Origin of the sequence: Amycolatopsis sp. cg9, from assembly GCF_041346945.1 — a bacterium.
Classification (GTDB): Bacteria; Actinomycetota; Actinomycetes; order Mycobacteriales; family Pseudonocardiaceae; genus Amycolatopsis.
In genome coordinates, this window is sequence record NZ_CP166850.1 from 4,130,483 (window position 1) to 4,146,318 (window position 15,836).

Annotated in this window: 13 protein-coding genes; 8 read left to right on the forward strand and 5 right to left on the reverse strand. The window is 73.4% G+C overall.

The window, feature by feature from the left end:
* Positions 1-258: 258 nt before the first annotated feature.
* Positions 259-2,667, reverse strand: a complete 2,409-nt coding sequence (locus AB5J73_RS19900) for a LuxR C-terminal-related transcriptional regulator (protein ID WP_370971175.1) — start codon at positions 2,665-2,667, stop codon at positions 259-261.
* The gene (locus tag AB5J73_RS19905; protein WP_370971176.1) at positions 2,664-3,806 is read right to left on the reverse strand and encodes a molecular chaperone DnaK; all 1,143 of its coding nucleotides are present in this window, start codon (positions 3,804-3,806) and stop codon (positions 2,664-2,666) included. Before AB5J73_RS19905 ends, AB5J73_RS19900 begins: the two co-directional genes overlap by 4 nt.
* Positions 3,807-4,110: 304 nt before the next feature.
* On the opposite strand from AB5J73_RS19905, the gene AB5J73_RS19910 reads away from it, so the two are divergent.
* The 3 genes from AB5J73_RS19910 to AB5J73_RS19920 all read left to right on the forward strand — a co-directional run bounded on the left by AB5J73_RS19910 (position 4,111) and on the right by AB5J73_RS19920 (position 8,194).
* A complete protein-coding gene (locus AB5J73_RS19910; protein ID WP_370971177.1) occupies positions 4,111-5,115 on the forward strand; it encodes an IniB N-terminal domain-containing protein in 1,005 nt (334 codons plus the stop codon).
* 101 nt (positions 5,116-5,216) lie between these two features.
* On the forward strand, positions 5,217-6,995 hold the full coding sequence (locus AB5J73_RS19915; protein ID WP_370971178.1) for a dynamin family protein: 1,779 nt from the start codon (positions 5,217-5,219) through the stop codon (positions 6,993-6,995).
* The gene (locus tag AB5J73_RS19920; RefSeq protein WP_370971179.1) at positions 6,992-8,194 is read left to right on the forward strand and encodes a GTPase; all 1,203 of its coding nucleotides are present in this window, start codon (positions 6,992-6,994) and stop codon (positions 8,192-8,194) included. The genes AB5J73_RS19915 and AB5J73_RS19920 overlap by 4 nt, the downstream gene beginning before the upstream one ends.
* Before the next feature lie 148 nt (positions 8,195-8,342).
* On the opposite strand, the gene AB5J73_RS19925 is transcribed toward AB5J73_RS19920, so the two are convergent.
* Positions 8,343-9,308 (reverse strand): helix-turn-helix transcriptional regulator, encoded by a 966-nt coding sequence (locus tag AB5J73_RS19925; RefSeq protein WP_370971180.1) that lies wholly within the window; start codon positions 9,306-9,308, stop codon positions 8,343-8,345.
* 93 nt (positions 9,309-9,401) lie between these two features.
* Between AB5J73_RS19925 and AB5J73_RS19930 the strand changes: the two genes are divergently transcribed.
* The 3 genes from AB5J73_RS19930 (at position 9,402) to AB5J73_RS19940 (ending at position 11,978) form a co-directional block, all read left to right on the forward strand.
* Positions 9,402-9,797 (forward strand): RidA family protein, encoded by a 396-nt coding sequence (locus tag AB5J73_RS19930; RefSeq protein WP_370973241.1) that lies wholly within the window; start codon positions 9,402-9,404, stop codon positions 9,795-9,797.
* Between the two features lie 91 nt (positions 9,798-9,888).
* On the forward strand, positions 9,889-11,433 hold the full coding sequence (locus tag AB5J73_RS19935; RefSeq protein WP_370971181.1) for a long-chain fatty acid--CoA ligase: 1,545 nt from the start codon (positions 9,889-9,891) through the stop codon (positions 11,431-11,433).
* Complete coding sequence (locus AB5J73_RS19940) at positions 11,433-11,978, forward strand: TetR/AcrR family transcriptional regulator (protein ID WP_370971182.1); 546 nt, start codon at positions 11,433-11,435, stop codon at positions 11,976-11,978. Before AB5J73_RS19935 ends, AB5J73_RS19940 begins: the two co-directional genes overlap by 1 nt.
* A 29-nt stretch (positions 11,979-12,007) precedes the next feature.
* Here the strand turns inward: AB5J73_RS19940 and AB5J73_RS19945 are convergent, their stop codons facing one another.
* A complete protein-coding gene (locus AB5J73_RS19945) occupies positions 12,008-12,958 on the reverse strand; it encodes a helix-turn-helix transcriptional regulator (RefSeq protein WP_370971183.1) in 951 nt (316 codons plus the stop codon).
* A 119-nt stretch (positions 12,959-13,077) separates the two neighbouring features.
* Between AB5J73_RS19945 and AB5J73_RS19950 the strand changes: the two genes are divergently transcribed.
* Entirely contained in the window at positions 13,078-14,046 is a 969-nt protein-coding gene (locus AB5J73_RS19950) for an alpha/beta fold hydrolase (protein ID WP_370971184.1), read from the forward strand.
* Here AB5J73_RS19950 and AB5J73_RS19955 read toward each other — a convergent pair.
* Entirely contained in the window at positions 14,043-14,435 is a 393-nt protein-coding gene (locus AB5J73_RS19955) for a TIGR03618 family F420-dependent PPOX class oxidoreductase (protein WP_370971185.1), read from the reverse strand. The genes AB5J73_RS19950 and AB5J73_RS19955 overlap by 4 nt on opposite strands.
* Positions 14,436-14,592: 157 nt before the next feature.
* Here AB5J73_RS19955 and AB5J73_RS19960 point away from each other — a divergent pair, with 157 nt between their 5' ends.
* Positions 14,593-15,798, forward strand: a complete 1,206-nt coding sequence (locus AB5J73_RS19960; protein ID WP_370971186.1) for a glycosyl hydrolase family 8 — start codon at positions 14,593-14,595, stop codon at positions 15,796-15,798.
* Positions 15,799-15,836: the final 38 nt, after the last annotated feature.

Genomic DNA, 15,836 nt, shown 5'->3' on the forward strand with positions numbered 1-15,836 from the left:
CGAGCGGCCATCGACCCCGGCTCGCGCGGTTCAGCCCAGCGCACCGCATCCCGCGCAGTTGAGGCACGGGCGGCCGAGCACGGCCCTGCGACCCGAGCCGCAGCGCGTCGCACCCCCGCGCAGTTCGCCCGGCCCTGGCCACAACCGGCCGCCCGCACCGCACACCTCGACCACGACCGCCGGCCGCCGGTCATCTCCAGCCCGGTGCTCGGCGGCGGAGCCCGAAACTCCCCACCGGCAAGCCCACCCCGAAACGAATCAGGGGGCGTCCGGCCGCGAAAGGAGCTCCCGCAGCGTCGCCAGCAGCTCCCGCCGGTCCGCCGCTCCGAGCTTCCCCCGGATCCGGGCCATGTGGTGCTCCACCGTCTTCCCGGAAATGAACAGCTTGCTGCCCGCCTGCTTGTACGTCAGCCCCTCCACCACCAGGCGGGCCACCTCCAGCTCGCGCTCGCTCAACGCCGCCAGGCCGGTTCCCGCCGCGGCCGGCTCCGCTGCTCCCTGGTCGCGGCGGGCCGCCGTTCCTTGGAACTGGCGGGCCGCCTCCAGGAGCTGGACCATCGCCTTGCGGTCGGACGTGCGGATCGCCGCCTGGCCGGCCAAGCGGGCCGCGTCCCAGCGGAGGTCCAGGTCGTGGAGTTCGGCGGCCGCGGCCGCGATCGGGTCCGGGGCGAACGTTCCGCTGAGGACCGCCAGCCAGCACTGGGCCGCCGTGGCCAGGGCCCGGGGGTGGCGGCCGCAGTGGGCGTGGGTGGTCAGCGTCGCCAAGTGGGCCTTCGCCGCCTCTGCGTCCTCCAGCGTGATTGCCGCGTGGAGCTCGTGCCAGACCAGGGAGACCGTCCACAGTGGAGGCTCGCCGAGGCGGGACAGGAGGCCGTGGGCGCGCTCCAGCTGGGGGGCCAGCTTCGCGAACGTGCCCGTGCGGGCCGCCGCGATCGCCAGCTCGCCCAAGGGGAGCAGCGAAAACAGGTCCGTCTGGTAGCGCATCGACGCCTGGTACGCGCGGTTCCACGACCGCTGCAGCCCGACCAGGTCGCTCGCGCGGCGGGCGAGGCCGAGGTCCAGGGTCGCGAAGAACAGCTCGTCGCGGGCCTCCAACGTCCGGCCGGCGACGGCGTCGCGGTGTTCCGATGCCTTCGCCAGGTCGCCGGCCGTCATGGCCACCCAGCCCAGCAGCAGGCGGTGGCGCGTCGCCAGGAGGTCGCCGCCGGTGCGGCCCTCCAACGCCCTGCTCAGCACCGACTCCGCCAGCGCCAGCTCGCCCGTGTGCAACGCGGCGAGCGCGGCGAGCGCGGCCGGGCTGTCCGGCAGCAGCGTGCCGCCCAGGGCCGGCTCCAGCATCGCCGCCGCGCCCAGCAGCGTGGACAACGTCTCCGTCGCGCAGCCGGACACCGAGTCCGCGATGCCGCCGGCCATCCGGGTGGCCGCGCCGGCGAACAACGTCGGGGCGACGCCGGGGGAGGGGGTGTCGAGCAGCTGCCGGGCGCCGGGGAGGTCGCCGGTGCCGACGAGTGCGATGGCCGCGAACGCGTCGGCGCCCGCCCAGCTCGTCGCCGGCAGGTCGGCCGTGCGGGACGCCCAGTGGTAGAGCTCCGCGCTGCGGGCCAGCTCGCCCCGGTGCGCCAGCACCGTCGCGGCGATCGCGGCGCCGGCCGCCCGGGTTTCCGCGTCGGCCGCGCCGAGCATCCCGTCGCCGAGCCGCAGTGCCGTGTCGAGGTCGCCGGACAACGCCGCCGCGCGCGCCCAGCCCGCCGTCACGGCCGAAGAGCGGTCGCCCGCTTCCGCGGCGGCTTCGAACAGCCGGGCCGCCAGCCGCGCGTCGGACGGCAGCGCTTCGCCGGCCGCCGCCGCGAAGGCCGCCGCCGCCGACGCGCCGGAACTGCCCGTGCCGAGCAGAGACCGCGCCAGGTCGAGCACCGGCAAGCCGTTCGCCAGCTGCAGCTCGACCAGCCGCTGCACCGTCGTCAGCCGGCGGGCGGGCGGGCCGAAGTCGCGGACGGCGGCCGCGGCCAGGGGCAGCAGCGTGTCGTCCGGGGCGAGCAGGCCGGTCGCACGGGCGCCGTCGACGACGGCGGGCAGCTGGTCGGGGTCGCGGTCGAGCAGCGCGCACAGCAGGTCCAGGTTGCGGCCCGCCCCGGCTTCGGCCGCGATCAGGTACCGCAGCACGGCGTCGTCGAGCTCGTCGAGCTCCGGCCGGAACTCCTCGAGCCGCCCGAGCAGTGCGCGCTCGGCCAGCCTCGGCACGCCGCCGCTTCGGGCGTGCAGGTCGGCCGCCTCCGCCGGGTCGGCGGGCGACCCCGTCACCGCCGTCATCAGCCGGGCGATGTCCTCGACGCCGAGCGGGCCGAGCTGCAGCAGCGTCCAGCCGGGCGCCACCGCGGCCGGCCGGTGCGCGACGACGATCGGGCCGTCCGCGCCGGCGAGCAGCTCCTCGAGCTGGTCGGGGCCGAGCCGGTCGGCGTCGTCGACGAGCACGGCTTCGACGCCCGCGTCCCGGTAGCGGCGGTCGAGCGCGGCGAGCAGCACGCTCTTGCCGTACCCGCCGGGGGCGACGACGGCGAGCCGCAGCGGTTCGGCGGGTTCGGCCGCGACCCGGTCGAGGAGCTGCCGGGCCGCGGGGTGCGCGGGAACGGTGTGAAGCGGGGGAACCTGCGTGAGCAGAGTGTTCAACAGTGACCTTCACCGGAGGGGGCGCCGGGGCCGGCGCAATGGCTCGGGGCGGGGGAGGGAGCGGGGGTCGTGCCGGGGCCTGCGGTGGCTTCGCGGGCGGTGATGGTGATCGCCCCGGCGGAGACGGCCGCGGCGAGCACCAGGATCGCGGCGGCGAGGGGGCGCCGCCGCCGGAACAGGTTCATCGGGGTGGCGCGCTCGGGCAGTTCGAACGGCGTGATCTCGACGGGCGGGCGGGGTGGCCGCTCGCCGAGCTCACCGAGCGTGTCCACCTGGGGGAGCAGGGTGGTTTCGACGGCCGGAGGTTCCTGGGGGCCACCCCGGCCCTCGGCGCGCAGCGCCGCGAGGGCGGCCGCACCGAGCGCGGCGGTCGCCGGCGGAACCGGTCCCGCGAACATCGGGCACGGCGGCCGGGCGGGCAGCGCGTGCGGGGGGACGTCGCCGCAGAACACCACGCCGGCGAGGCCCTTGGGGGACGTCGTCGCCGCGCCGGCGAGGGCGAACAGCGTGCTCAGCGCGGCCGCCGGAGCCACGCCCTCGGCGCTCGTGCCGAGCTGCCAGCCGCTGGCGGCGGTCGCCGTCGCCAGCGTGACGATCACGCCGTCGGCGCCGAACTCGCACACCCCGGCCGCGGTCGCGCCCGGGCCGGGCACCGCCAGGTGCGCGCCGAGCGCGGCGATCGAGCCGGGGACCAGCGTGACGGCGGTGAACCCGGCGTCGGCCAGCGCCCGCCGCAGCACGTCACGGCGGTAGCCGCCCCAGTCGCCGGGGTGGGTCAGCACCAGGTGGTCCGGGGGCCCGCCGAAGAGGTTCGCGGCGTGCTCGGCGATCCCCTCGACGAGCACGGTGGTCAGCGTCTCCGGCGGGAACGCCTCGCCTTCGACGAGCATCGGCACGTCGTCGCCGATCCGCCGGTGGAAGCCGGTGAGCAGCCGGGACGGCACCCGGGCGCCGGCCTGCGCGGCCGCGTCCCCGGTGAGCAGGTAGCCCTCGTCGTCCAGGAACAGCGCGGACGCGGCGGCCGGGGATCGTTCGCCCAGCCAGAGGGGTTCGGGCTCGCCCCAGCCGGGGCCGAGACGGCGGCAGGTCGCGGCGTGGGTCCGCCCTTGTGCCACATCGATCCCGAGGACGTAGGGCAACGGCGGTTCCTCCTCACCTCGCGGGGGCCGAACAGGGGTACGGAATCCCCCTAGGGCTCGGGGCATCCTCACCCAAACGGGTTAGTCAATCAAGGGGCTGGAGGGATTTAACCCAACTGAGCGCGTCTCGGATGAGCCCCTAACTCCCTAACGATGACATATCGATCCCCTATCGGCTGACCGGAGTGCGACTCGGAGTGATCCCCGATGTGCGCTGGGGGGTCGTCTCCCTACCTTGAACACGGAGCACCGGTCCTTGCGGCCGATGCTGTCCCCCAGAACCACCGGACCAGGAGAAACCCCCATGGACTCCGTGCAGACGTTGCACGACTTCGCCCTGAACCTGCTCAACGACCCGACCGCGCTCGCGGCCTTCGGGACGGACCCGCAGGGCGCCCTCGCCGCCGCCGGTCTCGGTGACGTCAGCGCCGCCGACGTGCACGAGGTCATCCCGCTGGTGCTCGACTTCGTGCCGGTCGACAGCCTCCCCGCCGTGGACAGCCTCCCGGCCGTCGGTGGCCTGTCCTCGGTCGGCACCGACGCCCCGGGCATCCAGGGCGCGATCGACCAGCTCACCGCCCTCACCGCGGGCCTCGGCCTGCCGGCCACCTCGGCGCTGCCGGGTGTCGGTGACCTCGGCTCCGAGCTGCCCGCCATCGGCGACCTGGGCCTGCCCGCCGTCCCGGGTGTCGGCGCCCTCCCCGGCGTGAACGACCTCACCACCACGGCCGCCGGCGTCACCGCCCTGGCCAGCGACCCGACCGGCGCCTTCGGCACCGCGGGCGACCTCGGCTCGAGCCTCGACGCGGTCCAGGTCGCGGGCAACCTCGTGTACTCGGTCACCGACGTCGACCACAGCTCGGTCGTCGGCGCCACCGGCGAGGTCTCGCACCTCGGCAGCGACGTCGTGGGCAACCTGTCGAACAACGCGACCGCCCCGGTTTACGAGACCACCACGCACATCGGCGACGTCAGCGGTGACCTGAACAGCACCGTCGGCGCGGTGACCGGCCACATCGGCGACTTCACCGGCGTCCTCAAGGGCACCTCGGACATCGACGTCAAGCACGTCACCGGCGAGGTCGCCTCGGCCGTCCACGGTGTCGGCGACGTCACCGGTGCCGTGACGAACGCCACCGGCATCAGCGCCGACCACAACGCCGTCGGCCAGGTCGGCGAGCTGGCCAGCGGCAACGGCTCCGCGGTGCACGACGTCGTCTCCGACGTCGCGGACACCAGCCACAACGTGCTGGGCAACCTGCACCTCGGCGACGTCGCCACGGGCAACGACCTCCACATCGGGCACTGAGCCCCGAACCGGTCACCGGTGCCCGTCCCGCGGTCTGGGTGCGACCGCGGGACGGGCACCCGGTGTGCGCACGGGGAGTAAACCGGGGACACTCCTTCGCTGTGACCGCCCCCGCTTGGCTCGAAGTGCTCAACGAGACGATGGACGCGTGCCGCACGCACGGCCGCGCCGATCTCGCCGAGCGCCTGCGCAGACGCCGGGACGCCCCACCGGGGCAGATCCGGCTCGGCGTGCTCGGCTTTCCCAAACAGGGCAAGGGATACCTGCTCAACGCGGTGCTGAACGCGCCGGTGTGCGCGGTCGGCGACGCCCCGACCCCCGCGGTGCCCACCGAGATCGCCTACTCCGCCGAACCCGCCGCGACCCTGGTCGGCCGGTCCCGCGAACGGATCCCCGTCGCGGTCGAACGGCTCACCGGGGAGCTCGGCGCTCGCCCCGCCGGCACGCTCAGCCGCGTGGAAGTCGGTGTGCCGCGCGAACTCCTGTCGGCCGGGCTCGTCCTCGTCGACACCCCACCGGTCGGTGACCCGCGGTCACCGCGGACCGCCGCCGCCCTCGACCTGCTCGCCGAAGCGGACGCGGTGATCCTCGTCTCCGACGCGACCGCGCCGCTGAGCCCCGCCGAACTCGCGCTCGCCCGGCACGTGCGCACCTGGTGCCCGCACGTCCTGGTGGCGCTCACCAAGATCGACGCTTCCCCGGGGTGGCGCGCGGTGGCCGAGCGCAACCGCGCGATGCTCGCCGAAGCGGGGATCGACGCGCCCGTCCAGCCGGTTTCGGCCGTGGTGCGCCAAGCCGCCGCGAAGGCCGGTGACGCGGATCTCAACGCCCGCTCCGGTTTTCCCGAGCTGCTGAACTGGATCGCCGAACAAGCCGCGCGCCCGGCCGACCAGTCCCGCGCGCTGCTCGCCGCGGTGGGCGTGCGCGCGGCGGCCGCGGAACTCGTGGAGTCGTTGCGCGACCGTGTCGACGCGGCCGGGCAGGAAGCCGGGCTCGGGCAGGCCGCGCTGCTGCAGCGGGCGCAGCGCCGCGCCGACGACCTGCGGCGGCAGAACACCCGGTGGCAGAACCTGCTGTCCGACGAGATCACCGATCTGTTGTCCGACGCCGAATACGACCTGCGCGAACGCACCCGCAAGATCGTCAACACCATCGACCGCACCTTCGACGAGGGCGACCCGGCCAAGGTGTGGGACGAATTCGCGCCGTGGCTGGACAACGCGCTGGCCGAAGCCGTCGACGTCAACTACACGTGGCTCGCCGACCGCGCGGAGTGGATCGCGCAGGCGGTCGCCGCGTGCTTCGGCGCCCAGTACGACCGCGCGCTGCCCGACCTCCGGCTCGACGGCTCGGGTGTCGAGGGCCTCGACGACGTCCGGCGGCCGAAGATCGAGAAGTTCAAGGTGGGGCAGCAGGCTTTCACCGGGTTGCGCGGGTCGTACGGCGGCGTGCTGATGTTCGGCCTGGTCACCAGCCTCGCCGGGCTGCCGCTGATCAACCCGGTCTCGATCGGCGCCGGTGCGGCGTTCGCCGCGAAGACGATCAAGGACGAAGGCGGGATGCGGTTGCAGCGCCGCCAAGCGGTCGCCAAGCAGGCGGCGCAGCGGCACGTCGACGACGTGTTCCTGCGCTTCAGCAAGGAATGCCGCGACTCGATCCGCGTCGTGCAGCGGCGGCTGCGGGACCACTTCACCGGGCTGGCCGAGGAACTGGCCGACGAGCTGACGCACGAGCGCGAGACGATCATGGCCGGGACCGCCGAGCGCGAACGCCGGACCGTCCACATCAGACGCGAGATCGACCGGCTGGCCGGCCTGCACCAGCGCGCGGGCGAGCTGGGCACGATCGCCGGGCGGCAGCGGCGGGAGCTTTCGGCGTGACGCGGGACGTCCGCGACCTGCTGGCCGCCGCGGCCGGGCTCTACCGGGACGACCCGCGGGCTTCGGCGCTCCTGCACGACTGCCTGAACCGGCTGGAGCAGCCGCTGCGCGTCGCGTTCACCGGCGCGCCCGCGTCGGGGAAGTCGACGCTCGCCGCGGCGCTCGGCGAATGGCCGACCCGCGCGCTGCGCGACCTCGTGCTCCTCGACGACCCCGGCCCGGCCGACGAAGTCCCGGACGCGACGGTCCGGCTGGTCCGCCACCTGGAACCGGACGAACTCGCGGCGGCCCACCCGCCGGGCGGCTCGCCGTTCGCGCGGCAGAGCGCGGTCAACTCGGTGCTGGTGCTGTCGCGGGCCGACGAGGTCGGGGCCGGTCGCATCGACGCGTTGCTGACCGCGAAGCAGCTCGCGCGCCGGGCTTGGCGCGAAGACCCGCTGTGCACGGGTTTCCTGGGCGTGATCGCGGTGGCCGGCCAGCTGGCGTACGGCGGCCGGTCGCTGCGCGACGACGAGTTCGACCTCCTGGCCGCGTTCGCCGCCGTGCCGCGCGAGGAGCTGGAACGCCACGTGCTGTCGGTGGATTCGTTCACCGACCCGGCGTTCCCCGGCCCGATCCCGGTCGAGACGCGGCGGTCGCTGGTGGTGCGCTTCGGGATGTTCGGCGTCCGCCTGGCGCTGACGCTGATCCGCACCGGCTGCGACGACCGGATCAAGCTGTCGGCGGAACTCGTGCGCCGCAGCGGCCTCGGCGAACTGCGGGACACGCTCGCCGGTTGTTTCGTCGCGCGGGCGGAGGCGCTGAAGGCCCGCACGGCGGTGATTCGGCTCGAAGCGCTGCTGGCGGCCCAGCCCCGCCCGGGCGGCGACCGACTGGTGTCCCGGGTGGAGCGCTTCGCGGCGGCTGCCCACGACTTCCGCGAGCTGCGCCTGATCGCCGACATCCGCGGCGGCCGGACCGCCCTGTCCGGCGACCCGGCGGAGGAAGCGGTCCGCCTGCTGGGCGCCCAGGGCACGGCCCCCGCCGACCGGCTGGGCCTGGAACCGGACGCGGACCCGGGCGAGATCTACGACGCGGGCCTGGACGCGCTGCGACGCTGGCGCCACGAGGCGGAGCGCCCCGACCGCCCCCACGCGGAACGGACGGCGGCACACGTGGTGGTGCGGTCGACCGAGGGCCTGCTGTCGCTGTTCGCTTAGCGTCTGCCCGGCCCGGCGATGCGCCCCAATGTGGCGTTGGTTGCGTCAGACGCACCGAACGCCACATTGGGTGCGCTGGACGCACCGAACGCCACATTGGGGCGCTTGGCCCGAGCCTCGGCTGCCGCGGGCCGGCGCGGGGGCCGGGTCAGGTCCGGTAGCGGGTGGCGATTGCGGTGGCCCGGTCGTGCAACGCCGTGCGCAACCACTGCGGCGCAAGGACTTCCGCGTCCACGCCGAGCTGCCACAGCGCCCACTCCGCGTGCCGCCGGTCCTGGAAACCCACCTCGAGCCGCAGCCATCCGTCGGCGTCGATCGACTCGACGGCGGCCAGCGCGGTCGCCACCAGCTCGGCCCGCCGCGCCGGGGCCACCCGGGCCAGCACCGTGACCTGGTCACCGCCCGTGCGGAACCGCTTGCTGCGGTCCTGCCACGCCCGGTCCAGGTCGACGCGGTCCGGTCGCCGCGCGGGCTCGTCGAGTTCTTCGGCGGCGACGATCCGCGACAGCCGGTAGGTGCGGTCCTCGCCGGACCTCGTCGCCAGCAGGTAGCCCTGTTCGCGCACGGTGACCAGTCCGATCGGATCCACCGTGCGCCACTTCGGCTTCGCGTCGACAGCCGCGTAGTGGATGCGCAGCCGGTGGCCGGCGAACACCGCGCGCCGGACCTCGGCCACGACCTCGTCGGGTACCTCCTCGGTGGCCGAGCGGCGGGCGAGGAGGTCGGTCTCCGGGTCGATGAGCAGCCGTTCGGCCACGCTCGCCGCGGTGTCGCGCTGGCTTTCGGGGAGCGCGTCGACCACCTTGAGCATCGCGGAGGCGAGCGCCGAGCCGAGGCCGAACGCCTGGGCGCCGCGGCGGGAGCCGGCGATCAGCAGGGCGAGGGCCTCGTCGTGGTTCAGCCCGGTGAGCTCGGTCCGGAACCCCGGCAGCAGCGCGAAACCGCCGTGCCGGCCGCGTTCGGCGTAGACCGGGACGCCCGCCGTGGACAGCGCCTCGACGTCGCGCAGCACCGTGCGGGTCGACACCTCCAGCTCGCGGGCCAGCGCGGCCGCGGACAGCCGGCCGTGCCGGCGCAGCAGCAGCACCAAGGACACCAGCCGGTCGGCGCGCACGCGGAAACCGTAGCCGAATACACGACACAGGGTGTCGTGTATTCGGTGCGAGGCTCTCCGCACTGTCGGTGAACCGGATGGAGTGGAGTGACTGTGGAACGAACGGCGGTCGACCCGTGGCCGTGGTCGGTGGGGCTGGGCTACCACCAGGGCGAGCTCGTCACCGGGGCGGCCCGGACCCTGTACTGCGCCGGGCAGGCCGCGATGAACGGCGACGGCGAACCCCAGCACGACGGCGACCTCGCCGCGCAGCTGGCGTTGAGCCTCGACAACCTGGAGGCGGTGCTCGGCGAGGCCGGCATGGCGCTGGCGAACCTGGTCCGGCTGACCGTCTACACGACCGACGTCGACCTCCTCTTCCAGCACTACGGCGTGCTCGCGGGGCGGCTCGGCGCGGCCGGCGCCGCACCGGTGACCACGATGCTCGGCGTGACCCGGTTGGCGATTCCCACGCTGGTCGTGGAGCTGGAAGGTACTGCCGTCGCGTGAAAAGCCCGCGGCCCGCCGGTATTGACGACCGGCGGGCCGCGACGCACCATAGACCGGTCTATGGTCCAGCGCCGGCCGGAGGGAACCCGCCATGCCCCACGACGTCCGCCCCCGGGTCCGGTTGTTCGGCGAGCTCCTGGCGCACTGGGCGCGTGAACGCCCGGTGGACACCGCGCTCCGCTTCGGCGACCGGTCGTGGACGTGGGCGGAGTTCGACGAGCGGGTCCGGCGGCTGTCGGGCGCCCTCGCGGCCGCCGGCGTGGGCCGGGGCGACCGCGTCGCGTTCGTCGACAAGAACCACCCCGCCTGCCTGGAGACGACGTTCGCCGCGGCCGGGATCGGCGCCGCGAACGCCGTGGTCAACTGGCGGCTCTCCGGCGACGAACTCGCTTACGTGCTCGCGGATTCCGGCGCGAAGGTGGTCTTCGTCGGCGCCGAGCTGCGGCCGGCGCTCGACGCGGTCCGCGACCGGCTGCCCGCGCTCGAACGCGTGGTCGTCGTCGGCGGGGACGACGACGAATACGAGCCGTTCCTGGCTTCCGCGGAGCCGCACACCGGGTCCGAAGTGGACCAGGATGACGGTGTGCTGATCATGTACACCAGCGGCACCACCGGGTTCCCCAAGGGCGCGGTGCTGACCCACCGCAGCGTCCTCGCCCACGGCCTCGCCGCCGGCACCGCGTTCCCGATCGGCCCCGGTGACGTCAACCTCGTCGCGATGCCGCTGTTCCACGTCGGCGGCAGCTGCTACGCGGTTTCCGGGTTCCTCTACGGCGAACCGTCCTACCTGACCCGCGAACCGGACGCGGCGTCGCTGTTCGCGGCCCTGCAGGCCGGGATCACGCACGCGTTCCTGGTGCCCGCCGTCGTGGCCGGGGTCGCGCAGGCCGGCGAGGCGGCGCTGAAGGCGTTCTCCCGGCTGAAGTACCTCTGCTACGGCGCGTCGCCGATGCCGCTCCCGTTGCTGCGCACCGTGCTCGCCGCCTGGCCGGACGTGAAGTTCGCGCAGGTGTACGGCATGACCGAGCTGTCCGGCGCGGTCACCGCGCTGGACCCGGAGGCGCACCGCGACGCGTCCCGGCCGGAGCGGCTGGCTTCGGCGGGCACCGCACTGTCCGGAGTGGACATCCGGATCGTCGACCCGGTGACGGCCGAGGACACCGCTGCCGGGGAGGTCTGGGTCCGCACCGAACAGCGGATGGCCGGCTACCTCGGCAAGCCCGAGGCGACCGCCGAGACCATCGTGGACGGCTGGGTGCGCACCGGCGACGTCGGCCGCCTGGACGACGGCGGGTTCCTGTTCCTCGAGGACCGCGTCAAGGACATGATCATCACCGGCGGCGAGAACGTCTACTCGCCCGAGGTCGAGCGCGTGGTGGCGGAGTTCCCCGGCGTCGCCGAGGTGGCCGTGATCGGCATCCCGGACGAGCGGTGGGGCGAGCAGGTCAAGGCCGTCGTCGCCGGCGACCAGCTCGACACCGACAAGCTCATGGAGTTCTGCCGCGAGCGCCTGGCCCACTACAAGTGCCCGCGCAGCGTCGACGTCGTGGACGCCTTGCCGCGCAACGCGACCGGCAAGATCCTCAAGCGCTCGTTGCGCGAGCCGTACTGGCGGGACCGGGACCGGAACGTCTGATGCCCCCGGTGACGCGGGACGCGTACTTCGCGGCCGCGCTGGACGTGCTGGCGGAGCACGGGTTCACCGAGCTGAACGTCGGCCGGCTGTGCCGCGGCCTCGGCGTCACGAGCGGGTCCTTCTACCACCACTTCGGCGGCTGGCCGGGGTTCGTGGAGCAGCTCCTGGTCCATTGGGAGCACCGGCAGGTGCGCATCCTGCGCGAACGGAACTTCGGCCGCGGCGGCCCGTCGGCGGACTTCGCCGCGCTGATGGACCTGACGCTCGGGCTGCCGCACGAGGCCGAGGCGGCCATCCGGGCGTGGGCGGCCAACGACGAAACCGTGCGGGCGGCGCAGAAACGCGTCGACTCGGCGCGGGTGCGGACGGTCGGCAAGGCCGTCAAGGGCATCGTCGGCGACGCCGGCCTCGCGCGGACGCTGACCTCGCTGGGCATGGCGATGCTGGTGGGGCACCAGCAACTGGCCTCGGCGGGGGAGCACAGCGAGCTGGCCGCCCTGCTGGCGGAATACACGCGCCTGGTGCACTCGCGCGGGCTGGCGTAACAGCCCGCCACGAGGGAGCCGGGATCGTCTCAGCCGTACCGTTCGACGAGCGCGTCGCCGATCGAGGCCAGGTGGTCTCGCACCCCCGCGGGGCCGGTCACCTCGAGCCATTCGACCAGCCCGGCGAGCTCGCCGGCGAGCGCGTACTCGTTGTAGCCGCGGATCACGACCTCGACGCGGCCGTCGGTCGTGGCACCGCCGACCTCGAGCCGGTCGCCGAGCACCATCCGGAGCCGGGCCATCCCGCCGGGTGTGCAGGCCGCCTGGATCTCGAGGGGCGTCCGCCTCCGGTCGACCTCGTCGGCGATCTCGCGCCAGCTCTCGGCGAGGTCGAACCCGCCGGGCCGGTGCACGGGATCGCCGGTCGGGACGGCGGACGACACGCGGTCGATCCGGAAGGTCCGCCGGCCCGCGTCGGTGGTGGAGACCAGGTACCACGACGAGCCCTTGGCGACGATGCCCAGCGGGTGGACGGTTCTCTCGGTTTCGGCGCCGTTGCCGTCGACGTAGCCGAGCCGCACCTGGACGCCGCGGATCACCGCGTCCTGGAGCTCGTCGAGGAAGCGAGGCGGCGGCCGGTGCTCGACCCGGCCCGACCCCCACCGTTGTGGGTCCACGACCAACGACGACGCCGCCGCCTCGGCCTGCACCCGGAACGGCTCGGGCAGGGCGCGGACAAGCTTGCGCAGCGCCGCTTTCACGGCCGGCGTCGCGGCCGAGGCCGAGCCGGCGACCAGGAACAGGGCGCGGGCCTCCCCCGCGGTCAGCCCGGACAGGTCGGTGCGGGCGCCGCCCACGAGGCGCCAGCCGCCGCCCCGGCCCTGGATGGAGTAGACGGGCACGCCGGCCACGGCCAGGGCGTCGAAGTCACGGCGGGCGGTGCGTTCGGACACCTCCAGCTCCCGGGCGACGTCCGCCGCTGTCAGCTGCTCGCGCTGTTGCAGCAGCAGGAGGATGGCCATCAGCCGGTCGGCTCGCACACCGCCGACACTCCCACAGGAAACCGGTCACGAGGTGTCCTGTTTGGGCGACACGATGGCGACTTGACCGCTTCAGCCGTCGGCTGCGCCGACGCCCCGAACGACCGAGAGGAAACCCGATGTTCGATCCGGCCGACTTTCCCGCACCCACCCTGGTCCCCGTCAACGGTGTGGAACTCGAGGTCTTCGAAGCCGGCCGGGAGAACGCCGGAAAGCCCATCGTGCTCTGTCACGGCTGGCCGGAGCACGCCTTTTCCTGGCGCCACCAGGTGCCGGCGCTGGCCGCGGCGGGCTACCACGTCATCGTCCCGAACCAGCGGGGCTACGGCGGCTCGTCCCGTCCTGCCGAAGTGACGGACTACGACATCGAGCACCTGTCGGGTGACCTCGTCGCGCTCCTCGACCACTACGGCTACGCGGACGCCACCTTCGTCGGTCACGACTGGGGCGCATTCGTCGTCTGGGGCCTGACCTTGCTGCACCCGAACCGGGTGAACGGCGTGGCCGCGCTGAGCCTGCCCTACCAGGAGCGCGGGGAGCTGCCCTGGATCGAGTCCATGGAGGCCGTGCTCGGCGCCGACTTCTACTTCGTCCACTTCAACCGGCAGCCGGGGGTCGCGGACGCCGTGCTCGACGAGCACACGGCCCAGTTCCTGTGCAACGTCTTCCGGAAGAACCAGCCCCCGGGACCGCCTCGGCCGGGGATGGCGATGATCGAACTCGCGAGGGCGGCGACACCCCTCGGCGAGCCCGTCATGAGCGACCGCGAACTGGCCGTCTTCGTCTCCGCCTTCGAGTCGACGGGCTTCACGGGCAGTATCGACTGGTACCGGAACCTCGACCGCAACTGGCGTCTGCTGGCCGGCGTGGACCCGGTCATCCGGCAGCCCGCACTCATGATCTACGGCGACCGTGACACGATCCCGAGGTCCGGACGACTGACGGAGTTCGTGCCCGGCGTGGAAGTGGTCGGCCTGGACTGCGGTCACTGGATCCAGCAGGAAAAGCCGGACGAAACGAACCAGGCGATCCTGGCGTGGCTGGCTCGGCGGGCTGCCGTCGGAAGCGTGCCCGGGGCCGGAGCCTAGGCGTTGCCGAGGATCCGGTTCACCGCGATCTCCAGGACCACCCGCTGCGGGTTCGGCTTGGGCTGGCGATAGCGCGCCGCGTACCGGTTCTCGGCGTCCCGGACCGACTCCGGGTCGTCGCGCAGCACCGCGCGACCCTCCAAAGTGGACCACTTCGGTCCCTCCAGCTGGCAGACCGCGACAGGGACGCCGTCGGCGCCCGCGGCCCGGATCATCCTGGCCTTGACCGACGAAGCGAACGTGATCACGCGGGCGAGCCCGGCGTCGAAGTCCACGGTCACGCCGACCGCGACGACGTGCGGGGTGCCGTCGGGCCGGACCGTCGTCAGGGTGGCCAGGCGGCGCTCGGTCCAGAAGGCGCGGAAGTCCGCGCCGCGGTCGATCTTCATGGGGTCCACGCTAGTCCGTCCGGGTGGCCCGGGTCGCGGTGAGACCACTCACGGTCATAGTAAGGAAAGTTTCCTAACAGTCTTGACCGGGTCTTGAACCTTCTGTCACGCTCTGATCGCCGTCGCCGCAGCCAACGATGTCCTTTACGGAGGAGCGATGAAGAGAATCGTCCGGGCGGTGGTGGCTTCGGCCGCGCTCGCCGCCGGGCTGCTGAGCGTGCCGACGACCGCGTCCGCGGCGGGCACCCCCTACGTGCCGGGCACGCTGCGGCCGTCCGTCTCGCAGGCCACGCAGGACGCCGCGCTGCAGAAGTACTACGACTTCTGGAAGAAGAACTTCCTGACGACCAAGTGCGGCAGCGGCACCTACGCCGTGCTGTCGAAGGACGCCGACCACTCGTTCGTCGCCGAGGGCGAGGGCTACGGCCTCACGATTTCGGCGATGATGGCGGACAAGGACTCGCAGGCGCGCTCGATCGTCGACGGGATCCTGAAGTTCGTGAAGGCGCACCCGTCGGTCAACAACAAGGACCTGCACGCGGCCGAGCAGGACGCGAACTGCAAGAGCGTCAACGGCAGCGACTCCGCGACCGACGGCGACCTCGAAATCGCCTACGGCCTGCTGATCGCGGACAAGAAGTGGGGCAGCACCGGCTCGGTCAACTACAAGGCCGAGGCCGTCCGGATCATCAACGCGATCAAGAAGAGCGAGGTCAACGGCACCACGAAGTTCACCTTGCTCGGCGACTGGGGCAACGACGCGGAGTACAAGAACAGCTCGCGCTCGTCGGACTGGATGCCGGGGCACCTGCGCGCCTTCGCGAAGGCGACCGGCGACGGCTTCTGGGACCAGGTCCGCACCCGCTCGGAGACCGCGGTGAGCCAGCTGCAGTCGCAGTACGCGCCGAACACGGGCCTGCTGCCGGACTTCGTGGTCAACACGAACTCGACCCCGAAGCCGGCGCCGGCGGACTTCCTGGAAGGCCCGTACGACGGCAAGTACAGCTGGAACGCCTGCCGTGACCCGTGGCGCCTCGGCGTGGACGCGATCACGGCGCCGGGCAGCGCGGCGGCCGCGCAGGTCCGCAAGATGACCACGTGGGTCAAGTCCGCCACGGGCGGCGACCCGGCGAAGATCCAGAGCGGCTACTCGCTGTCGGGCTCGAAGACCGAAAGCGGCCAGCACCCGTGCTTCACCGCCCCGTTCGCGGTGGCGGCGATGGCGGACCCGGGCAGCCAGGCCTGGCTGGACAAGCTGTGGACGGCGGTCTCGTCGTGGTCCCCGGACGCGACGGACTACTACGGGACGGGCATCACGATCCAGGTCCTGCTCATCCTGAGCGGCAACTACGTGGCCGCGTAGCTTCGTTCCACGAGGGGCACCTTCGTGGCTGTGAAAGC